The organism is Clostridium cochlearium, from assembly GCF_900187165.1.
Taxonomy (GTDB): Bacteria; Bacillota; Clostridia; order Clostridiales; family Clostridiaceae; genus Clostridium_G; species Clostridium_G cochlearium.
Window position 1 is genome coordinate 1,338,574 of record NZ_LT906477.1, and the last position, 20,166, is coordinate 1,358,739.

At 26.4% G+C, this 20,166-nt stretch carries 23 protein-coding genes and 1 pseudogene; 1 reads left to right on the forward strand and 23 read right to left on the reverse strand.

The window, feature by feature from the left end:
* Window positions 1-25: 25 nt before the first annotated feature.
* The 13 genes from CKV72_RS06580 to CKV72_RS06640 all read right to left on the reverse strand — a co-directional run bounded on the left by CKV72_RS06580 (window position 26) and on the right by CKV72_RS06640 (window position 9,524).
* Window positions 26-1,093 (reverse strand): M24 family metallopeptidase, encoded by a 1,068-nt coding sequence (locus tag CKV72_RS06580; protein WP_095177813.1) that lies wholly within the window; start codon window positions 1,091-1,093, stop codon window positions 26-28.
* A 12-nt stretch (window positions 1,094-1,105) separates the two neighbouring features.
* Window positions 1,106-1,546, reverse strand: coding sequence for a type II 3-dehydroquinate dehydratase (aroQ, locus tag CKV72_RS06585; protein WP_095177814.1), 441 nt, complete (start codon window positions 1,544-1,546; stop codon window positions 1,106-1,108).
* Window positions 1,547-1,678: 132 nt separating this feature from the next.
* A complete protein-coding gene (locus CKV72_RS06590; RefSeq protein WP_089864953.1) occupies window positions 1,679-2,161 on the reverse strand; it encodes a shikimate kinase in 483 nt (160 codons plus the stop codon).
* Window positions 2,162-2,232: 71 nt separating this feature from the next.
* A complete protein-coding gene (locus CKV72_RS06595; RefSeq protein ID WP_095177815.1) occupies window positions 2,233-2,631 on the reverse strand; it encodes a hypothetical protein in 399 nt (132 codons plus the stop codon).
* Window positions 2,621-3,076 (reverse strand): hypothetical protein, encoded by a 456-nt coding sequence (locus CKV72_RS06600; RefSeq protein WP_095177816.1) that lies wholly within the window; start codon window positions 3,074-3,076, stop codon window positions 2,621-2,623. Before CKV72_RS06600 ends, CKV72_RS06595 begins: the two co-directional genes overlap by 11 nt.
* 11 nt (window positions 3,077-3,087) lie before the next feature.
* The gene (locus CKV72_RS06605; protein WP_095177817.1) at window positions 3,088-3,849 is read right to left on the reverse strand and encodes a hypothetical protein; all 762 of its coding nucleotides are present in this window, start codon (window positions 3,847-3,849) and stop codon (window positions 3,088-3,090) included.
* Between the two features lie 131 nt (window positions 3,850-3,980).
* Window positions 3,981-4,433 (reverse strand): hypothetical protein, encoded by a 453-nt coding sequence (locus CKV72_RS06610; protein ID WP_095177818.1) that lies wholly within the window; start codon window positions 4,431-4,433, stop codon window positions 3,981-3,983.
* Window positions 4,430-4,861, reverse strand: coding sequence for a type II secretion system protein (locus CKV72_RS06615; RefSeq protein ID WP_089864939.1), 432 nt, complete (start codon window positions 4,859-4,861; stop codon window positions 4,430-4,432). The genes CKV72_RS06610 and CKV72_RS06615 overlap by 4 nt, the downstream gene beginning before the upstream one ends.
* Window positions 4,845-5,288, reverse strand: a complete 444-nt coding sequence (locus CKV72_RS06620) for a type II secretion system protein (RefSeq protein WP_089864937.1) — start codon at window positions 5,286-5,288, stop codon at window positions 4,845-4,847. Before CKV72_RS06620 ends, CKV72_RS06615 begins: the two co-directional genes overlap by 17 nt.
* A gap of 6 nt (window positions 5,289-5,294) precedes the next feature.
* Window positions 5,295-5,672: a type II secretion system protein gene (locus tag CKV72_RS06625; RefSeq protein WP_157726551.1), complete on the reverse strand. Its 378-nt coding sequence runs from the start codon at window positions 5,670-5,672 to the stop codon at window positions 5,295-5,297.
* 20 nt (window positions 5,673-5,692) lie between these two features.
* Complete coding sequence (locus CKV72_RS06630; RefSeq protein WP_089864931.1) at window positions 5,693-6,892, reverse strand: type II secretion system F family protein; 1,200 nt, start codon at window positions 6,890-6,892, stop codon at window positions 5,693-5,695.
* A gap of 14 nt (window positions 6,893-6,906) precedes the next feature.
* Entirely contained in the window at window positions 6,907-8,355 is a 1,449-nt protein-coding gene (locus tag CKV72_RS06635; RefSeq protein WP_095177819.1) for a GspE/PulE family protein, read from the reverse strand.
* Window positions 8,356-8,468: 113 nt separating this feature from the next.
* Window positions 8,469-9,524 (reverse strand): hypothetical protein, encoded by a 1,056-nt coding sequence (locus tag CKV72_RS06640; RefSeq protein ID WP_095177820.1) that lies wholly within the window; start codon window positions 9,522-9,524, stop codon window positions 8,469-8,471.
* Between the two features lie 165 nt (window positions 9,525-9,689).
* Between CKV72_RS06640 and CKV72_RS06645 the strand changes: the two are divergent.
* Window positions 9,690-11,413, forward strand: a pseudogene (locus CKV72_RS06645) (Rqc2 family fibronectin-binding protein).
* A gap of 98 nt (window positions 11,414-11,511) precedes the next feature.
* Here the strand turns inward: CKV72_RS06645 and CKV72_RS06650 are convergent.
* The 10 genes from CKV72_RS06650 to aroB form a co-directional block, all read right to left on the reverse strand.
* Entirely contained in the window at window positions 11,512-12,057 is a 546-nt protein-coding gene (locus CKV72_RS06650) for a hemerythrin domain-containing protein (RefSeq protein WP_089864918.1), read from the reverse strand.
* Window positions 12,058-12,705 (reverse strand): hypothetical protein, encoded by a 648-nt coding sequence (locus CKV72_RS06655; RefSeq protein ID WP_095177821.1) that lies wholly within the window; start codon window positions 12,703-12,705, stop codon window positions 12,058-12,060.
* Window positions 12,706-13,213: 508 nt separating this feature from the next.
* Window positions 13,214-14,542, reverse strand: a complete 1,329-nt coding sequence (uraA, locus tag CKV72_RS06660) for a uracil permease (RefSeq protein WP_089864909.1) — start codon at window positions 14,540-14,542, stop codon at window positions 13,214-13,216.
* 79 nt (window positions 14,543-14,621) lie between these two features.
* Window positions 14,622-15,155 (reverse strand): bifunctional pyr operon transcriptional regulator/uracil phosphoribosyltransferase PyrR, encoded by a 534-nt coding sequence (gene pyrR / locus CKV72_RS06665; protein ID WP_095177822.1) that lies wholly within the window; start codon window positions 15,153-15,155, stop codon window positions 14,622-14,624.
* Window positions 15,156-15,318: 163 nt separating this feature from the next.
* The gene (locus tag CKV72_RS06670; RefSeq protein ID WP_169712353.1) at window positions 15,319-16,236 is read right to left on the reverse strand and encodes an RluA family pseudouridine synthase; all 918 of its coding nucleotides are present in this window, start codon (window positions 16,234-16,236) and stop codon (window positions 15,319-15,321) included.
* Window positions 16,211-16,681 carry a signal peptidase II gene (gene lspA / locus CKV72_RS06675; protein ID WP_089864900.1) on the reverse strand — a complete coding sequence of 157 codons (471 nt, stop codon included), beginning with the start codon at window positions 16,679-16,681 and terminating at the stop codon, window positions 16,211-16,213. Before lspA ends, CKV72_RS06670 begins: the two co-directional genes overlap by 26 nt.
* Before the next feature lie 23 nt (window positions 16,682-16,704).
* Window positions 16,705-17,337, reverse strand: coding sequence for a TraR/DksA C4-type zinc finger protein (locus CKV72_RS06680; protein WP_089864897.1), 633 nt, complete (start codon window positions 17,335-17,337; stop codon window positions 16,705-16,707).
* Between the two features lie 185 nt (window positions 17,338-17,522).
* Window positions 17,523-18,320, reverse strand: a complete 798-nt coding sequence (gene aroF, locus CKV72_RS06685) for a 3-deoxy-7-phosphoheptulonate synthase (protein WP_089864894.1) — start codon at window positions 18,318-18,320, stop codon at window positions 17,523-17,525.
* A gap of 11 nt (window positions 18,321-18,331) precedes the next feature.
* Complete coding sequence (locus CKV72_RS06690) at window positions 18,332-19,024, reverse strand: 5'-methylthioadenosine/adenosylhomocysteine nucleosidase (RefSeq protein ID WP_089864891.1); 693 nt, start codon at window positions 19,022-19,024, stop codon at window positions 18,332-18,334.
* 14 nt (window positions 19,025-19,038) lie between these two features.
* Complete coding sequence (gene aroB, locus CKV72_RS06695) at window positions 19,039-20,112, reverse strand: 3-dehydroquinate synthase (protein ID WP_089864888.1); 1,074 nt, start codon at window positions 20,110-20,112, stop codon at window positions 19,039-19,041.
* Between the last annotated feature and the right edge of the window lie 54 nt (window positions 20,113-20,166).

Here is a 20,166-nt window from a genome sequence, read left to right on the forward strand (position 1 = left end):
AGGTAAGTTAATACCATTTATTTTTTTAAATAATAATTAAATCTTTAGGGGATTTACTTATTATTTCACAACCATCTTCTGTAACAAGAATTAAATCCTCTATTCTTACACCAAAGGAATTTTCTATATATATGCCTGGTTCATCTGTTACTATCATTCCAGGATTTAATATCTTATTTCCTTTTGGACTTAATCTTGGTTCTTCATGAATATCTCTTCCAACACCATGACCAAGACCATGACCAAAATATCTTCCATATCCCATTTTAGTTATATAATTTCTTGCACATTTATCTACATCTGAAGCTACTACACCAGGCTTTATTTTTTCTATAGCCATTTTTTGTGCAGTTAAAACTACATCGTATACCTTTTTCATTTCTTCTGAAATACTTCCAACTGCTATTGTTCTAGTCATATCTGAACAATACCCATTGTAAATACATCCAAAATCAAAAGTTATAAAATCTCCTTCTTCGATAACCTTAGCACTAGCTCTTCCATGTGGCAACGAAGATCTTTTTCCTGATGCTACTATGGTGTCAAAAGATAAATCACTAGCACCCATTTTCTTCATAAGATATTCTAATTCTAAAGATAAATCCTTCTCTGTAATATTAGGCTTAACTACTTCTAATATCTTTTCAAAGGCTTTATCAGCAATACTTGCTGCTTTTTTAATGCATTTAACCTCAAATTCATCTTTTACAATTCTTAATTCCTCTACCATTCCATTCAATGGCTTTAATTCGCCTTTGAATTTCTCACTATATTTTTTATAATCTCCATAAGTTATTATATTTTCTTCAAATCCAAGTGTTTTTACGCACAACTTTTCAGCTAAATTTGCTACAAATTCATGTATGCCTATTCTGTATTCCATAATCTCAAAATGTTTAACTTCGGCTTTAGCTTGAGATACATATCTTGAATCCGTAATAAATATAGCTTTTTCTCCTGTAATTAATGCAAAACTTTCCTCTCCTGTAAATCCAGTAATATAATTTCTATTACTATCACCTACCAGTAAAACTCCATCCATTGAATTATCTTGCATTTTTTTTCTTAATTCTTTTAATCTATTTAAATACATAGATAGATTCACCTACTTTATATTTTTTAAAAGGTAGTTAATAGCCATAATATAACCATAGTATCCAAATCCACTAATGACACCGATACAGCCTTCCCCTGTAACACTTTTTTTTCTATATTCTTCTCTTTTATAGATATTAGAAATGTGTACTTCTATTACAGGTATATCAATGCTCCTTATGGCATCTAATATAGCTATACTGTAATGTGAATACGCTGCAGGATTTATCACTATTCCGTTATACTTTTTTGGAGAATTACCTATTTTAGAAACTATTTCTCCCTCTATATTGCTCTGATAAAAATCTATCTTAACTAAGTTCTCATCAAAATTTTCTGTTATAATTGAGTTCATATCTTCCAATGTAATAGCCCCATATATATTTGTTTCTCTAGTTCCAAGTAAATTTAAGTTAGGTCCATTTATTACTAATATACTTAATTTATTCAAAATTACTATACATCTCCAATCAAGTAAAACTTAACTTCCCATGGAGTAAATATGGCAAATAACCATTTACTTAACAATGATATTTTATCAGAATCTAAGGCCATTTGCAAATTTACTTTACATCTAATAAGTTTAAAAATTGTTTACTTCTTTTAATATCTTAATACATAATTCATAGACAGATATATTATAATTTTCTACTTTAATTTTGCATTTATTATATATATGAATTCTAGAATTATATATTTCTTTTAATCTATCATATTTATTTTCTTTATCTAATAAAGGTCTCTTATTATTTTTTTTATTTCTTCTTAAAAGTTCTTCAAAGGGTACATCTAAAAAAATAGTAATTCCCTCTTTATTTAATATATCCATATTGCTAGAATATATGGGAAGTCCTCCTCCTGTAGCAACTACTTTTTTATCAGATTTTATTATATCTTTTAATAAATCTTTCTCTAGTTTTCTAAAGTAACCTTCTCCTTTTTCTTTAAAAATATTCTTAATAGATTTTTTCTCTTTTCTTTCTATTTCACAGTCTGTGTCTATAAAATCATATTTTACTATTTTACTAAGCTCTTTTCCTATGGTAGACTTTCCTGCTGCTGGCATTCCTATTAAAAATATAAGAATATTAACCACCCCCTTTAGTTAATGAACAGCTAATAATGAATAATGAACAATTATGGATGTATTTTAAATTTTATAAAGCTTTCTCCTTTATTTTCTTTTAAGTTCATATTTATATTTATAATTTCATATTTGTATCCGCTATTTCTTATATTTTCAAATGTATCCCTTAAATTTTTGCTATTTCCTTTGTATATTATATCAAAAATCATCTCTTCTTCTTTATTTTTTTCAAAACTCTTTATAATAAAATCATTACTTTTAAATTTTTCTATAATTTTATTATAGTCTAATGTATGATTGACATTTTTCTTTTCTATAATTTTTTCTAATTGAGCATTGCTATTTTGCATAGCCTTTTTTTCTCTAAATATATTTAAATTTAAATATATTGTTGCAAATAATATGCCTATTAAAGTAACAATTAACAATACAACTTTTCTATTTTTCATTTTTTATTACCTCTATTGTTATAGTATATTCAAATTTATTTTCTTCATTGGGGGATCTAAATTCTAATAACCTTATATTTTTGTTATCTTGCAATACTTTTAAAAGATTTTCATAGCTTTTAAAATCTCCTATACCTTTTAATATTAAATTATCTTTATTTATTTGAACTTCTTCTAGACCTATATGATTTTTTAAGCTATTTATATAGTAATCCCACAAATAAAATGTATTTTCTTCTAATTCATATTTTTCAAAAGTTATCTTGCTTTTTAAATTTATTTCTTCTCTTTTTAAAAGATTTAATTTTTCACCATTTTTATTTAATAAAAACATGGCTAAAATTATAAAAGCAAATAAAATTTTAATTATATTACTTAGTACTTTATCTATTTTTGAATTCTTTTCATGTAAATATTCCTGGGGAATAAAATTAAATTCTTTCATATCAATCTTCCTTAACTAAACTTTTTTATTAGATCCTGTATTTCCAAAGATCCTAAATTTGTAATTTTAAAATTCTTCTCCATTTCTCTTATAACTTTCATATTATTAAAATTAACTAAATATAAAACTCTATAATCTTCTTTTTCTATCTCTTTACATTTATATAGAAATTTATTTAGCTCTTCTTTAAAATTATTTTTATAATTATTTACTACATTGTTATAAACCAACTTTTTATTTTTACAAGCCAGTAAATAAAGATCTTTTTCATATATAGATGCTAGAATAAAATCATTCTCATCTATTTTCTCATTAAAATATTCTAAAAAATAAAATTGTAAAAACCATATTCCCTCTATATTATTTTTTTCTTTTATTTTATTGAATACATTCATTTCTTTTAAATTTGAACAAAAAACGACTATTTCTAATGTATCTTTTTCTTCCTTGAAAGTATTATAGCAATATACCAAATTTTCAATATTTTTAAAGTAAAAATCTAATTCTCCCTTTATAATCTCATTTAAATATTTTTTATGTACCTTAGGTATCGTTAGCATTTTTATAAATACTTTTTTACCCTTTATTAAAAAGTGTATATTCTTATTTTTTAAATCTACACATAATTTTTTGTCCTTAAAAGCTTTATAAATATCTTGATCTTTAATAGAACTTTTAAAATTTATTACTTTTTTTAAAGTATCAATTTTAGAAAAAGTAGTTACTAGTATTTCCTCATCATTTATCTCTACAAAATTATGCTTTTTAAACATTTAATCACTCCTTTCACTTTTTATTAAAATTTTCATCTCATAATTATTGTTTGATAATCTCATAGCTTCTAATGAAAATAAATATGTTGAAATAGTAACAAGTATAAGTCCGAATATTAAAGCATACAAAACTATATAGCCTTTTTTTCTTTTAAATAAAAACATCTAGTATAGCCCTTTCCTCCTTTATTTTTTATAGTCACATAAACTAAATTATCAACTTGTTCTAATTTAAATTCTTCTAAATCTAATGTTATGTTATTATTATATGGTGAATTGATTTTATAATAGGATATTACAAGTTTATCTTCCTTTTTTCTTATATAATTGTTCTCTCCGTGAAATGTTAATTTAATACTTTTTTCACCTTTATTGTCTATATAAATTTCAGATTGTTCTGCCTCTTTTATCTTTTCCTCTATAAAGATAAAGGCTTCATTTGTATAAAATTCTTGTAAATATCTATAACCAGTATTTTTATAAATTCTTGTATAAATACCTAAAGCTTTTATTCCCCATAGCAAAATTAAAAAACTTAGAGACACCGCTATAATAGTTTCTATTAAAGTAAAGCCTTTTTTCATCTTTCTTTTCCCCTATAAAAGGTCATACTTATTTCTTTGTTATTATTAAAGTAATTTTTTATACTTATTAAAAAGCTATCTTCCTTTTCTTCAATGTTTAAAACCACATAAGGATAATTTAAATTAGAATTCCCACTAGTTTTTAAAAAACTCTTATTCTTCACATTATCCATATTCATATCCTTTCTAGCTATAACTATAGGAGCTCTCTCTTTAATTTTATTTATTTCCTCTAAGGTACTATAGTAAATCAATGTATTTTTAATTGCTTCTATAAAATATATAGATTCTTTATAATAATTGTTATATTTTTTCACCTTTATACTTTTACTAAATATGCTTAATGCTAAAGTAGTAAGTATTAAAAATACAGTAATAGCACATAAAACATCTATTAGACTAAAACCTTTTTTACTTGACCTGAACATGACCAGTACCTACACATATACTAATTTCATGTGTTTTTCCTTTCCTATCTTCATAACTAAATGTACATGCATCTTGAATAAGCCCCTTAGAATTTATGTATATTCTATTGTTTTGTGCATTTATATTCCTTATTTTGAATCCCTTTGGTAAATTATACTGTCTTATAATTTTAGAATTTGAATATAAAATTAAGCTATTATTGCTTTTGCTAAAATATATATTTCCCAAACTCATACCTTCCCTAGAATGCTGTTTTGAAATATTTATAAAATTTGTTATTTCATTGTTGCACATTTTATAATCTATGTTGTTTATTAAGCTGGAAAATTCTTTTCTGTTTGTATTAATAACAACTATACTAATAATACCCATAACAACAATAAGCTCTATCAAAGTAAATCCTGATTTTCTTTTATTGAACAACATATATGATTATTTATCTCCTAATATATAATCATCTTTATTAATATTCATAGAGTACTCTTTATCATCTATTGTAAAAGTTACTATAGCTTCATCATCACTTACATTTCCCACTATTATATTCTCTTCTGTATTTTCTCCTAACAGTAACTTTATAGTTTCTTTTAAATTATCCCCATTAAACTTACCATTAGTTTCTCCATAACTACACATAGCTGCAGTATAAATTTGTTTAGCACAGTTTTCAGCTTTTAATTTATTAGCCTTTGTTCTATATCCTCCTATTTTAGGAACCATAAATCCAATTAATATAAGAATTATAGTCATAACTACCAATAATTCTACTAATGTAAATCCCTTATTTTTTTCTCTAAACAAACTCTTCATATAGTTCATCTCCTTTTTAATCATATATTTGTTATTCCATCCATAATTCCTAATATAGGTAAAAATAATGCTATTATTACAATACCTATATGTATAGAAATTAAGATAATAATTACAGGCTCTATTAATTTCACCATAGAATTTATCTTTATAATAATTTCTCTTTTTGTCATATTACATATGTCTTTTAATATATTTTCTAAATTTCCACTTTCCTCTCCGGTTTTTATCAAAATAATTATGTCCTGGCTCATTAAATTACTTAAACATTGCTGGAAAGCTTCAAAAATAGATGTTCCTTGTGTTATTTTAAATTTAATTTTATTTAAATCTTTTACAATTTTATTGTCTTCTACGATTAAACAAGTTTCTTCTAGAGCCTTATCTATATTTAATCCGCACTTTAAGCTCATCCATAAGCACATTAAAATTTTATACATTTGTAATTTGTAATATATGTCTTTCAAAAATGGAGTTCTTCTTAGTATGCCATATTTTATATTTACAGAATTCTTCTTTACCTTATGTAAAAATATGGTTGCACTAGTAGTTAAACAAAATAATATTATAATTTTATTTCCTTTTAAAAATGTAAATAAGTTAAAAATAAATTTAGTAAAAGCTGGTACTGTCTCATTAAATTCTCTTAATATACTCTCAAATTGCGGCAATATAAATCCAGATAAAAACATACACATAATTATAGAAAATACAACTAAAAACATTGGATAAATAATTATTTCTTTTATTTTATTACTTATATCCCATTGATTTTCATAATATAGCTCTAATTTGTCTAAAACTTCTGTTAAATTTCCATTATCTTCTCCAATCTTTATCATATTTATAAGGAAGTTTGGATATATATCTTTAAATTCCATCATAGCTTCACTTATACTTTCTCCTAAATAAACTTTTTTCCTTATTTCTTCTATGCTGTTTTTTATGCTTTTTCTCTTAAAGAAATCTTTAGTTATTCCCAGTGCTTCTGTTACTTTTATACCTGATGCTATAAGTAATTTCAACTGCTTGCAAAATAACCATCTTTCTTTTAGATTTAATCTGTTATTTTCCAGAGGCTCTAATACGTGTATATCTTTTTTATATATTAAATAAAAGTTTTTTTCTCTTAATTCTTTTCTTAATTTTTTAAGTTCTTTTCCTCTGTATATTCCATTAATATATTTTCCCTTTAAATTTTTGGCTTTATAAAAAAACATTTAAATCATCTCCCTTAGAAGTTAAGCTTTTCTAATTCTTCTATAGAAGTTTTCCCTTTTCTTACTAAATCCAAAGCACTTTCTTCCAAATTAGTTTTATTCTTTTCTAAGGTATATTTTCTAATCCTATCCATACTACAACCTTTTAGAATCATTTCCTTTATGTATTTATCTAAAATAACTCTTTCATAAATTAATACTCTTCCTAAATATCCTGTATAATTGCATTTTTCACATCCAACCTTTTTGTAAATTTCACTACTCATAGCCTTATAGAAAAACTTTTCCCTACAAAAAGGACATAATTTTCTTACAAGTCTTTGAGATATTATTGCATTTAGCGACTCCATTAGAAGATAATCTGGCACTTCCATATCCATTAGCCTTATAATGGAAGACAATGGATCTTTTGTATGTAAAGATGCCAATACTAAATGGCCTGTTAAAGAGGCTCTTATGGCCATTTGAGCCGTATCCTTATCTCTTATTTCTCCAATCATTATTACATCGGGATCCTGCCTTAGGACATATTTTAGTACATTGCTAAAAGTCATACCTATTTTTTCTCTTATATTAATTTGATTTACTCCATACATACTGTACTCAACAGGTTCTTCTATGGTTATAATATTTCTGTGTTTCTTATCCATCTCATTTATTATGGAGTACAATGTAGTGGTTTTACCACTTCCTGTAGGTCCTGTAACCAAAATCATGCCGCTAGAGTACTTAGATATTTTCTTAATTTCATAAAAAGCTTCTCCATAAAACCCTAAATCCTTTAATTTTATTAATTCCTGAGATTTATATAGTATTCTTAACACTAGTTTTTCATCATATAATGTGGGCATAGTAGATACCCTTATATCTATATCTTTTTTATAAAAATTAAATTTAAATTTCCCATCTTGAGGATATTTTTTCTCTGCTATGTCCATATTAGAAAGTATTTTAACCCTTCCTTTTATTTGCCTATATAATTGTTGTGATAAGTTCCAAAATTCATGCAACGCCCCATCTATTCTAAATCTAACTACAGCTTTGTCTTCAAAGGGTTCTATGTGTATATCACTAGCTCTCTTAGATATGGCTTCTTTTAGAAAATAATTTAACATTTTAACTCCTGGGGAATCTTCATCTTTCAACGATTTATCAGCGTTTTGAATATATTCATTTTTGTTCTCCTTTAATATCTTGGTTATATACATTGCTTCTTTTTTATAATAAAACTTATTTATACAATGTTTTATATAATTTGAATCCTCTATATATGTTTTTAATTCCCTTCCAGATATGAATTTTATTTCTTCCTCTTCATAGGTTAAAAGTTTTTTACTACACATGATATAAATAAATTCATTGTCTATATCATATGGAAAAATAAAGTACTTTTCTGAAATATTAAGTGGTATTTTATCAACAGCTTCTTGATTTACAATAAAATTATATTTTATTTCACTCATATACTCTATTACCTTTCAAAATATATTTTTAATGATTATATCCAAATATATTTTTTATAATCACTAAAAAAGTGCCTTAAAAAATAATTTTTGGATTATTTTTTAAGGCACTTTTATTTTCCTGATATATTATACTCTGATGAATAAATAGTTACTATAGAATTTGACCTATCTTTAGTATTAAAAACATACACGTCATTTTTTCCATATTCTTCACTTATTCCACAATAATAAAGTAACCCATTAGAATCTAATTTTAACCCTCCATACACATCTACTTCCTTTGGAAAATCATAGTTTATCTTTTCTAAAGAATTATCTTCTAAATCTATTTCATATATTGAAGGTATATTAATATATTTTTCTGAAGCAATTAAATAGATTTTCTTGTTTTCCTTATCATAAATAGATCTATATATATTTTCAAGATTATCACTTATAAATTCTTCCCCTTGTCTTCCTTTTAAATATAAATTAGTTTTATCACCTAATGTTGACAATATAAGTAATTTATCTTCTATGGGATAAAAATAAGTACAGAATCCCTCTATATCTTTTATATAAAGTTCTTCTTTTTCCTCTTTAAAATCATATTTAAATATACCTAATTCCCTACTATCTTCTTTTTCTAGTATTCCATAATATAATATAATATCATCTTCTACCCAATTATATAAATTTCCTGACACTATAGTAGAACTTTTAAATTTTATTTCTTTACCATTATCTGTATTTATAATTTTCATACCCCTTGCAGTATCTATAGATGCATGTTCGAAACTTCTATATGCTAATTTACTGCCTTTTGGAGACATTTTTAAATCTTTAGCAAAATAAAAATTGTCTACTTTTTTATGTCCTTTATTGCTTAAAATATCTATATAATTTTTCTTTATATCATCCTTATCATGATGAAGATAAACATATTTTTTTTCTGCGTTATTATAAACAATTTCTGAAGTCAATGGAATTTTGTCCACTTCTTTTAACATATCTTTTTCTGCATTATAAATGGATATGTTATTATCTTCTTTTTTCTCTAATATAATAACCTCAGAATAGTTCTTATCTAAAGCCTTTTCCTCAGTATTATTTCTATTGCAACCTATTAAATTTAAATTTATTATTATTATTAATACATAAAATATTACTTTTTCTATGTGAATCATATTTTTCCTCCTACAAATAAAATTAAAGATTTTCTGACTTAAGGAAGAAAATCCACCTAAATTATTCATTGTTCATTATTAGTTGTTCATTAACTTAAAGTTTTTCACTAAGTAAGTTTCTATGATATACTAAATAATATATATTATTTTGAAAGGATGATACTTTTGGCTTTAGATGGAATTTTTTTATACACTACCTTAGAAGAATTAAAAAATACAATATTAAATAGTAAAATTTCCAAGATCAATCAACCTGAAAAAGATGAAATTATTTTTTCTTTAAAAAAAGATAAAGATTCATATAAATTACTTATAAGTGCAAGTTCAGTTTATCCTAGAATACATCTTACAGACATAAACAAAAAAAATCCAATGAAACCTCCTATGTTTTGTATGGTTCTAAGAAAATATTTAAGTAATTCTAAAATAACATCAATATATCAGCTCCAATTAGATAGAGTGGTTTTTATAGATTTCCAAGGTAAAGATGAATTAGGTTTTGAAAAAACCTACACTCTTATTATAGAAATAATGGGACGACATAGCAATATATCTCTTGTAGAAAAAAATAACTATATTATTTTAGATAGCATAAAACACATAACCCCTGAAATAAATAGTATAAGGACCTTACTTCCAGGACTTAAATTTATTCTTCCTCCTGAATCTAATAAATTAAACCCTTTAAATTATACTTATGAAAATTTTGAAAAGTTTATTTTAGAAAATAATATAAAATTAAATAATACTTTTATATCTAAAGTTTTTATGGGTGTAAGCAATCAACTTTCTAAAGAAATAATTAATTCTCTCAATACTGAACTATCCTTAGAAAATTTAAAAAACATATACAAAGAAATAGAATTGTTTTTTAATAAGGTAAATAATAAAGATTTTTCTTTTTTATTACTTTAGAAGATAATAATTTAAAAGACTTTTTTCCTATAAATTTACCTAGTTTAGAGGAAGATAACAAAAAATATTTTTCCTCTCCTTCTAAAACTTTAGAATATTATTATAGTGAAAAAGATAAAAGTGATAGATTAAATAATAAAAGTTCTAGCCTTCTAAAACTTGTAAATAACAATTTAGAACGTTGCCATAAAAAAATGGAACTGCTTAAAGATAATCTTGAAAAATGTAAAAAAGCATATAAATACAGAATTTATGGTGAACTCCTTACTGCTAATATATATAACATAAAACAAGGGGATGAATCAATAGACGTTGTAAATTATTATAGCGAGGATTCTGAAATTATAAATATAAAATTAGATCCAACAAAAACACCTTCTGCTAATATTCAAAATTACTTTAAAAGGTATTCAAAATTAAAAAAATCTAAGGAATATTCCCTAGAGCAAATTAAAATTACAGAAGATGAAATACTATATTTAAATTCTGTTTTAACTAATATAAAGAATACAGAAGATTATGCTAGTATTGAAGAAATAAAAAAAGAATTAATGGATGCCCACTATTTAAAATTCAAAAAAAATGTGAGAAAAAAAGAAACTAAAAGCAAACCAATGCATTTTATATCTTCAGAAGGAATTCATATATATGTAGGCAAAAACAACATTGAAAATGACTATTTGACTTTAAAATTTGCTGATAAAAGGGATTTATGGTTTCATACTAAGGATATTCCAGGTTCTCATGTAATCTTAAAAACCCTAGGAGATTTTACAGAAAAGACCTTAAATGAAGCTGCTAATTTAGCAGCCTACTATAGTAAAGGAAGGGACTCCTCTAAAGTTCCTGTAGATTATACAGAAGTTAAAAATGTTCATAAACCAAATGGAGCAAAACCTGGTATGGTTATATATGAAAAAAACAAAACCATATTTATAACCCCAGAAAAACCTTCTTTAGAAAAGCTTTCATAATTAATTTAACACATAAAAAATACCTCCAAGTAGATAATCTAATTTTAATTAATTAGACTGTCTACTTTGGAAGTATCATATCATTAATAGTCTGTTTTTTATATGTTTTTTTCTAATTCTTCTAATATATTTAAATATTTATTCTGGATTCCACTTTCTTTTGATTTCTCTTCTAATTCAAAGGATATCTTATTTAATTCCTCTTTATTTTCTTTAGATAAGGATCTATTAGCAAACATGTATATAGTACTGTCTTCTTTGTCTATATGCCTATTTAACAAATCTGCATAACTTACAGCGTTAGCTATTATATCTAGTTTACTTTCTTCATTCCCACTTTCTAATTCTTTTAGTGCATTTTCTAGGTTGCGTATAAAAAGTCTTCCTTGATCATGTTCTATTAACATTCCCATTATAGGACCATTTTTCATATTAAATTGTCTATCAATTATCTCAAATAAAACATCTTCTTCTTTACAATGATGATGTTTATCTGCATAATTTCTAATAAAATCTATCATTTTATAAAAATCATTATAATCCACTTCTTCGCCTTTTAACACTTTGTAAGAATATGCCCTAACAACTTTTAGCATTCTTTTTATATTTTTATGTTCTTCCATCATTAATTCTATAGCTTCCATTTATATCACCTCTATTTTATAATTTCTTTTTCCCTCCACTATGAAACTATCATATTTAAATCCATTATTTAATTTTTCTACAAAAGCTTTAACCCATTGATTTCTTAAAGTATAAAAATTCTCTACATCTCCATTTTCCTCTTGCCAATAAGGTGTATGCAAACAAATTCTACTTCTCCATACATAATTTGTTTCAGTGTTTTCTACTTCCTCATTTACTCTGTCACAAGGCATACCTTCTAGTATAAAATTATTTAAAGTATTAAACATTTCATTAGGAGTATCTACCTTAATGCTCTTTCTGCACTCCTCTGCCATTTTCCATCCTTCTTTTTTAAATACTTCCTTTAAATCTTCTATATATTCTGGATTAACTTCTAGTATTTTTGTTACCCAAGCTGCCTGTCTTCCCTCTGCTTTAGATATTCTATCTTGAAGCCAACCATGTATATTAGATGTATCTATTAATTCCTCTAAAGGTTTCTCTTCTAATGGATAATCATATTTTGTATATATCTCCTTGCTCCACTGTTTCAAATTTAAATCATCTTTTTCCTCTGCCCAATTTATTATTACCTCTTCTAAATTCTCAAACCATTTAATTTTATCAAATAGCCAATAATGTATTTTTCCTAAAAACAAGCTCATTTTTTATTCCTCCTATTTTTCTTATTTACAATCATATTATATACTATTTCTGTATACATTTATGTAACATTAGTTACCTGACCTTTAATTAATGAATAACTAACAGTGAATAATGAACAATTATGGACATCTTTTCTCCATTAACATTACGAAAAGTTTTTAATTTTATAAGATCTTTGGGTTTAGTTAAAACTAAACCTTTATATATTAGATAAATCTAAGATATCTTCGATGTTCAGCTTTGCTGAACGAGTTTTTTATGCTACAACTATCTTTAACAAATAAAATTAAATTAAAACTTTTCTGAGTGTAACGAAGAAAAGTGTCCTTCACTGTCCTATGTCAATTGTCCTATGTCCTCTGAAACAAGCGATGTTTAGCTCAGCTAAACGAGCTCACAAACAAAATATAAGATTTTCTGTAATGTAGTGGAAGAAAATCCTCCTAAATTGTTCATTATTCATTATTCGTTATTCACTAAAAAAATCAGCCCCTAAAGGCTGATTTTTTAAATAGCTTTTTCTAAACTTTTTTTATCTTTTGTCTGATCTATTTCCTCTTCTTCCGTTCTACTCTTAGCTGGTAGTATAAGGTTTAGTATTATTCCTGCTAAAGTTGCTAGTGCAACTCCTGCAATTTCTATTTCTGAACCATTTAGATTTAATTTTATACAAGCTCCACCTATTCCCAAAACTATTATAACTGAAGCTATAACTAAATTTCTTTTTTTACTAAAATCAACTTTATCTTCTACAAAAACCCTAAATCCTGATGAAGCTATTATTCCAAATAGAAGTATGCTTACTCCTCCCATTACTGGCATTGGCATAGTTTCAATTATTGTGGCCACAGGTCCTATGAAAGATAACATTATAGCAATTATTGCAGCTCCTCCTATTACCCATACACTATATACCTTTGTTATAGCCATAACACCTACATTTTCACCATAAGTTGTATTTGGAGGTCCTCCTACAAGGCCTGCAAATATTGTAGCTACACCATCTCCAAGTATTGATCTATGAAGGCCTGGATCTTTAGTAAAATCTCTTCCAACTACATTATTAGTTACATAAACATGTCCTATATGTTCAGCTAAAGTTACAAAAGCTACTGGAGCCATAAGTATTACTGAATTTATATTAAAACTTGGTTTTGTGAAAGTTGGTAGTTGAAAGAAAGTTGCCTGTGTTATTCTATTTAAAACCTCTTGTGGTATTACTCCTAAAACTAAAGCAGATACATAACCTGTAATCATGGCAATTAATATAGGTATTACTCCTAAGAAACCTTTAAAATACATAGTTCCTAAAACTCCAGTTCCTAAAGTTATCATGGATACCGCTATCCAAGCTGTCCTTGAAACGTGGCTCATAGAATCTACTGTAAATGCAGTGTTTAATCCTGCCCAGTTTATTGCAACACCTGCTAGACCTAATCCAATAACTATTACAACAGAGCCTACTACTATTGGTGGAAGCAATTTATTTAACCAATCTGTGCCTGTAAAACTTATTATTAATGCTACTAGTGCATAAACAACTCCCGCTGCAATTACTCCAGATAACATAGCACTTGTACCATAAGCTGAAGATGCTACAGTCATAGGTCCTATAAATGCAAAGGATGATCCTATATATGCTGGTAATTTAGCCTTTGTACATAGTATGTATAAAAGAGTTCCTACACCACTACAAAACAATGCTATAGATGGACTCATGCCTGTTAACATAGGCACTAAAATAGTAGCTCCTACCATGGCAAATAAATGTTGCAAACTCAAAGGTATGGTCTTATAAATAGGTAATTTTTCATCAATATCTACATAATTTTTCATTAATAATTCCTCCTTTTTTAGTCTCACTGGACTAATTTAAAAGTATATCTAAAGTAACTCTTTATTGAGTTACAAAAGTTTACTCAAATATCTTAACTGCATCTACTCCGTCAAGTTCTTCTACTTCTACAGAAACCAATTCATTTTTAGATGTAGGTATATTTTTGCCAACATAATCTGCCCTTATTGGCAGTTCCCTATGTCCTCTATCCACAACTACCGCTAATTGTATCATTTTAGGTCTTCCATTGTGGAATATAGCATCTATAGCTGCTCTTACTGTTCTCCCTGTATATATAACATCATCAACTATTATAACTTTCTTATTTTCCACATCCACAGCTATATTTTCATCTTGAATTTTAGGTTGATCATATTTTTTACTTAAATCATCTCTATATAGGGTTATATCTACACTGCCTACTGGTATGGATTTTCCTTCAATCTTTTGAATGTTTTCAGCTATTCTTTTAGCAAGAGGGTATCCTCTTCTTTTTATTCCTACTATAACTAAATCCTCTACATCTTTATTTTTTTCTATTATTTCATGTGCTATACGAACTAAAGCCCTTTTCATAGATTTATCATCTAATATAGAAGCTTTTAATTTCAATTGATTCACCTCCAAGAATAAAATTAACATAAAAAAAGCATCTTACCTATGGAAGACGCTTTTATCTGCAAATAAATATAATAGCTTTCTTTTAAAACGCCTTCTGACCTCTCTGGATCACTTTAAAGGATTTACTTTTCATTATAATATCACTTTATTACAATTATTTCAACTGTTTTTCTAAAATTTCTAGTATTTTTTTAAAATACTCTGGTAGATCGCTGTCAAATTCCATATATTCTCCCTTAATTGGATGAATAAAGCCTAATTTTTTAGCATGGAGCATTTGCCCTTGTAATTTAAATTTTTGCCTCTTATATCCATATACTGGATCTCCTACAATAGGATGTCCAATATAGCTCATATGTACCCTTATTTGATGAGTTCTTCCCGTTTCAAGCCTACATTCAATTAGGGAATTATTATTATATCTTTTTAATACATTATAATGTGTTACAGCTCTTTTCCCATTCTCTACTACAGCAAACTTTATTCTATCTGATGGATTTCTTCCCAAAGCTTTATTTATAGTACCTAAATCCTCTTTAATTACACCTTCTGTTAATGCCATATATACCCTAAGCATTGAATGATCTTTTAGCTGTTTTGCTAAATGCTCATGTGCTATATTTGTTTTAGCTACAACTAAAATTCCTGAAGTATCCTTATCTATTCTATGTACTATGCCTGGTCTTTCTTCTCCATTTATATTTGATAAACTCTCACAATGGGCCAATAACCCATTTACCAAAGTGCCTTTTGTATTGCCAACTGCAGGATGAACAACCATTCCCTGAGGTTTATTTACAACTATTATATCTTTATCTTCATATAATATATCCAAATCCATATGTTGTTTTTCTAAATGAAATTCTTCTTCTTTTGGCAATAATACCTTTACCTTGTCACCACATTTAACCTTATAATTTACTTTTTTTGCTTCACCGTTTACCAATAAACCTTTGTCATCTGATAGTTTTTTTACAAAGGATCTAGATTTATCTTTTAAATTTTCTACAATAAATAAATCTAATCTAACATTTTCAAATTCTTCCTCAACTAAAAATTCTGCTATCTTCATATCCATCTTCCTTTATAATGAAAATAATTAATAATATTGTACCTAAACTTACTAATACATCTGCTATGTTAAAAATAGGGAAATGATATTTATCTTTATAATGAAAAAATATAAAATCTACTACATATCTGTATTTAATTCTATCTATTAAATTTCCAATGGCTCCACTTATTATTAAAGAAAGACTTATTTTTAATATTTTGGGATGAGTCTTGTTACTAAAAAGATAAAACATCATAAGTAAAATAGCTACTGCCGTTATGGATATTAAAAAAAACTGTTTGTCTTTAAAAATACCAAAAGCTGCCCCTCTATTTTCTAAATAAGAAAAACTAAAAAAATCTTTTATAACTACTATATCCCTTCCTTTAGAAAGTCTTTTTATGGCCCACAATTTGGTTACTCTATCCAAAATTATACCTAATACAATTATAACAATATTCATAAAAACCCCCCTATGTTAATTAATTACTCTATACTATTTTTATATTGTTGATTACTTATTTTTTCTATTTTTTCTACAAATCCCTCTTCTTCATCTTCATCTCCATCCAATAAAAGATCATCTTGCATATAATCTCTTTTGTTCACTCGGCTTACACTTTCATAAGCTTCCTCTCTATCAAAAGAGTATCTATCATTTCCATATTTTCTCCAATTTGAAAGTAATGCTTCCTCTTCTATTGATCTGTTTTTAGGATGAAATCCTCTTTTATCTTTATTAAAATTTACTGCAGAATTAAGTTCCTTTTGACATTCTATGCAATTTTCAGCATATGGAATAAATTCTAGCCTATCTTCATTTATTTTTTTACCACAGTTTTTACAAATTCCATATTTGCCTTCATTAATACTTTCTAATGATGTTTCTATTTTATTTAATATATTAATTTCATTTCCTTTAAAGGCTAATCCTCTCTCTTTATCAAATAGCTCTGACGCCGTATCAGAAGGATGGTTATCATAGAAAGATAATTCTTGAGAAAACTCTTCATTAGAATTTATAGTATCTGCTTTTTTCATTAAATCCATTGTTTCTATAATCTCTTTTTTCTCTTTTAACAGTCTATTTTTAAAATATTGTAGCCTATCTTTATCCATAATTATCCCCTCTCTTTTAAGACTTTTATAATTATTATGTCTTTAAGGGTTTAATTTATTCTAAAATTAAAAGGGACCTATGACCTACAGATTTATCACCTGGAAGTTCATAGGTCCTTTTTTAACCTTTGATTTATGTCCATAAATAATTAAGGCCCATTGGTTAAAATTATCTTCCTTATGCATTAAAATAATCTTCCTTTTTTTATATTATCTACTATATTTCCAACAGTCTCTAAGGATACCGTTTCATCTGAATCAGATATGGATTCTTCTGGATTAATATGACTCTCTATCATAATACCATCTGCTCCTGCTGCAATAGCTGCCATACTCATAATAGGAACTATACTTCTAATACCTGTTCCATGGCTGGGATCTACTATAACAGGTAATCTATATTTTTCCTTTATTATGGCAACACTGTTTAAATCTAAAGTATTTCGGGTATAATTTTCAAAGGTTCTAATGCCTCTTTCACAAAGTACCACATTGTTATTTCCTTCTGCCATTATATATTCTGCTGCATTTAACCATTCTTTTAAAGTGGCACTCATTCCTCTTTTTAAAAGAATTGGTTTATTTGTCTTTCCAACTTCTTTTAATAAACTATAATTGTACATATTTCTAGAACCTATTTGTATCATATCAATATAATCTAAGGCTTTTTCCACATGTCTAGTATCCAATACTTCAGACACTACAGGCGTATTAAATTCTTCTCTTATATCTTTTAATATTTTAAAGCCTTCAAAGCCTAAACCTTGAAAATCATAAGGAGAGGTTCTTGGTTTAAAAGCCCCTCCTCTTAACATATGTACCCCTTTTTCCTTTAAGATTTTAGCAATGTTTCTCATGGTTTCAAACTCTTCTACAGAACAAGGACCAGATATAATTATCTTTTCATCTTCTCCAAAAACTAGATTTCCTACTTTTACTTTTATTTTATCTCCTGTTTTTAAATCTACTAATAGATTTTCCATTATTTTATCACCTACATAGTTTCTACCATATTCTTTAGTATATTTACAGAGTTTTTAACAGCAATAGGCTTAAACTTTTCATATTCTATATGAGCACCATTATTTGCATTATCAGATGCAGATCTTATAACTACAAAAGGTATACTGTTTAAATGACACACCTGAGCAATACTTCCTCCCTCCATTTCACATGCAAGGGCAGAAAATTCTTCGCTTAACCATCTTATCTTTTCAGGATCTGCTACAAATTGATCTCCTGTAACTATTCTTCCCACAAATGATTTACATTCATTCATTTTATTGCAAGCATTCTTTGCCTTTTTAACTAAAGTTTCATCACATTTAAAGTCAAACACATCCATTCTAGGAATTTGACCTAGTTTTTCTCCAAATATAGAAGAGTCACAGTCATGTTGTACTAAGCTATCTGCTATTACCACATCTCCAGGATATACATCTTCTCCAACACCACCTGCTACTCCTACATTAATAATGGCATCCACTTCAAAATCATCTACTAGTATTTGAGCACAAACTGCTGCATTTACCTTGCCTATTCCACTTCTAACTACAACTACATCTTTTCCCCATAATATTCCCTCATTAAATTCCATTTGAGCCTTTACTAATTTCTTCTTTAACTTTATTTCCTCTAATAAAGGTGCCACTTCCTCATCCATGGCTCCAATAATTCCTATCTTCATATAATATCCTCCCTTTAATCAATGCTTTCTTCTATAGCCTTTAATATAGTTTCTTTATTTACCTCTATTTTCACTTCAGGTTTTTCTAAATCTTTTAACAAAACAAATCTGATATTCTTCTTATTTTTTTTATCATGATTAATAGCATACATAAATAAATTATAATTGTCAACTTTATACTTAGTAGGTAATCCTAACTTATTATACAATTTTTCTATCCTATAATACAATGATTTATCTAGATTATAATTGTACTCTGAAAGTTTTAATGCTACAAGTATTCCAAGAGCTACGGCTTCACCATGAGTTATTTTATTTTTCGAAGTCATTTCGATGGCATGACCTATGGTATGACCAAAATTTAGGACATTTCTAAAGCCTAAATCTTTGTAATCTGACTCTATAACTTGTTTTTTTAATTTTAAACAAGTTCTACTTATATAAAGTAGTTTATCACTTTCTTTTTCTAAAATCCCCTTATAATTTTCCTCCATAAAATTTATTATTTCTCCATCTAATATTAATCCATATTTAATAACTTCTCCTAGTCCATCCTTAAATTGTTCAGGTTCTAGTGTTTTTAAAAAATTGGTACCAATAAATACAAATTCGGGATTATAAAAACTTCCTATTAAATTTTTTATACCATTATAATTATACCCTACTTTTCCACCTACACAGCTGTCTATTTGCGATAAAAGAGTGGTGGGAATATTTATATACCTTACTCCTCTCATATAAGTAGCTGCTACAAAACCTACTAAATCTCCTACAACTCCTCCACCTAATGAAATTATAATACTATTCCTTTTAGCATCATTTTTCAATAAGAAAGAATATATTTGTTGAAGGGTTTCAAAAGTTTTATTTTTTTCACCATTTTTAAAATAAAATTCTTTTATATTATAAATATTTTTTAGCATTTCTATTTTATCTTTATATATTGAATAAACTTTATCATCAGTAATTAAAAACATTTCACTATTAGATTTTATTTTATGATCTTCTAAAGCCTTATATAATTTATCTAAATTTGTATCTATATATATTTTATATCCATTGTGGCCTTCAACTTCAATTTCCCTCATTATACCCCTCCTATCTATTCTAATTATATTATAAAAAAATCTCACTCAAAAGTG

Excerpts from the sequence above, each read along its gene's own strand:
- CKV72_RS06690 (WP_089864891.1), bottom strand. The coding sequence starts at position 19,024 with ATGAAGATAGGAATTATTGGAGCCATGGATGAGGAAGTGGCACCTTTA.
- CKV72_RS06680 (WP_089864897.1), bottom strand. The coding sequence starts at position 17,337 with ATGGATAAAGATAGGCTACAATATTTTAAAAATAGACTGTTAAAAGAG.
- CKV72_RS06635 (WP_095177819.1), bottom strand. The coding sequence starts at position 8,355 with ATGAGTGAAATAAAATATAATTTTATTGTAAATCAAGAAGCTGTTGAT.
- CKV72_RS06640 (WP_095177820.1), bottom strand. The coding sequence starts at position 9,524 with ATGATTCACATAGAAAAAGTAATATTTTATGTATTAATAATAATAATA.
- CKV72_RS06620 (WP_089864937.1), bottom strand. The coding sequence starts at position 5,288 with ATGTTGTTCAATAAAAGAAAATCAGGATTTACTTTGATAGAGCTTATT.
- CKV72_RS06590 (WP_089864953.1), bottom strand. The coding sequence starts at position 2,161 with ATGCCAGCAGCAGGAAAGTCTACCATAGGAAAAGAGCTTAGTAAAATA.
- uraA (WP_089864909.1), bottom strand. The coding sequence starts at position 14,542 with ATGAAAAATTATGTAGATATTGATGAAAAATTACCTATTTATAAGACC.
- CKV72_RS06615 (WP_089864939.1), bottom strand. The coding sequence starts at position 4,861 with ATGTTCAGGTCAAGTAAAAAAGGTTTTAGTCTAATAGATGTTTTATGT.
- CKV72_RS06670 (WP_169712353.1), bottom strand. The coding sequence starts at position 16,236 with ATGAAGATAGCAGAATTTTTAGTTGAGGAAGAATTTGAAAATGTTAGA.
- CKV72_RS06595 (WP_095177815.1), bottom strand. The coding sequence starts at position 2,631 with ATGAAAAATAGAAAAGTTGTATTGTTAATTGTTACTTTAATAGGCATA.
- CKV72_RS06655 (WP_095177821.1), bottom strand. The coding sequence starts at position 12,705 with ATGAGCTTGTTTTTAGGAAAAATACATTATTGGCTATTTGATAAAATT.
- CKV72_RS06630 (WP_089864931.1), bottom strand. The coding sequence starts at position 6,892 with ATGTTTTTTTATAAAGCCAAAAATTTAAAGGGAAAATATATTAATGGA.
- CKV72_RS06580 (WP_095177813.1), bottom strand. The coding sequence starts at position 1,093 with ATGTATTTAAATAGATTAAAAGAATTAAGAAAAAAAATGCAAGATAAT.
- CKV72_RS06650 (WP_089864918.1), bottom strand. The coding sequence starts at position 12,057 with ATGGAAGCTATAGAATTAATGATGGAAGAACATAAAAATATAAAAAGA.
- aroB (WP_089864888.1), bottom strand. The coding sequence starts at position 20,112 with ATGAGGGAAATTGAAGTTGAAGGCCACAATGGATATAAAATATATATA.
- lspA (WP_089864900.1), bottom strand. The coding sequence starts at position 16,681 with ATGAATATTGTTATAATTGTATTAGGTATAATTTTGGATAGAGTAACC.
- CKV72_RS06625 (WP_157726551.1), bottom strand. The coding sequence starts at position 5,672 with ATGAAGAGTTTGTTTAGAGAAAAAAATAAGGGATTTACATTAGTAGAA.
- CKV72_RS06600 (WP_095177816.1), bottom strand. The coding sequence starts at position 3,076 with ATGAAAGAATTTAATTTTATTCCCCAGGAATATTTACATGAAAAGAAT.
- CKV72_RS06605 (WP_095177817.1), bottom strand. The coding sequence starts at position 3,849 with ATGTTTAAAAAGCATAATTTTGTAGAGATAAATGATGAGGAAATACTA.
- aroF (WP_089864894.1), bottom strand. The coding sequence starts at position 18,320 with ATGGAAAATCTATTAGTAGATTTAAAAACAGGAGATAAAATAAAAGTA.
- CKV72_RS06610 (WP_095177818.1), bottom strand. The coding sequence starts at position 4,433 with ATGAAAAAAGGCTTTACTTTAATAGAAACTATTATAGCGGTGTCTCTA.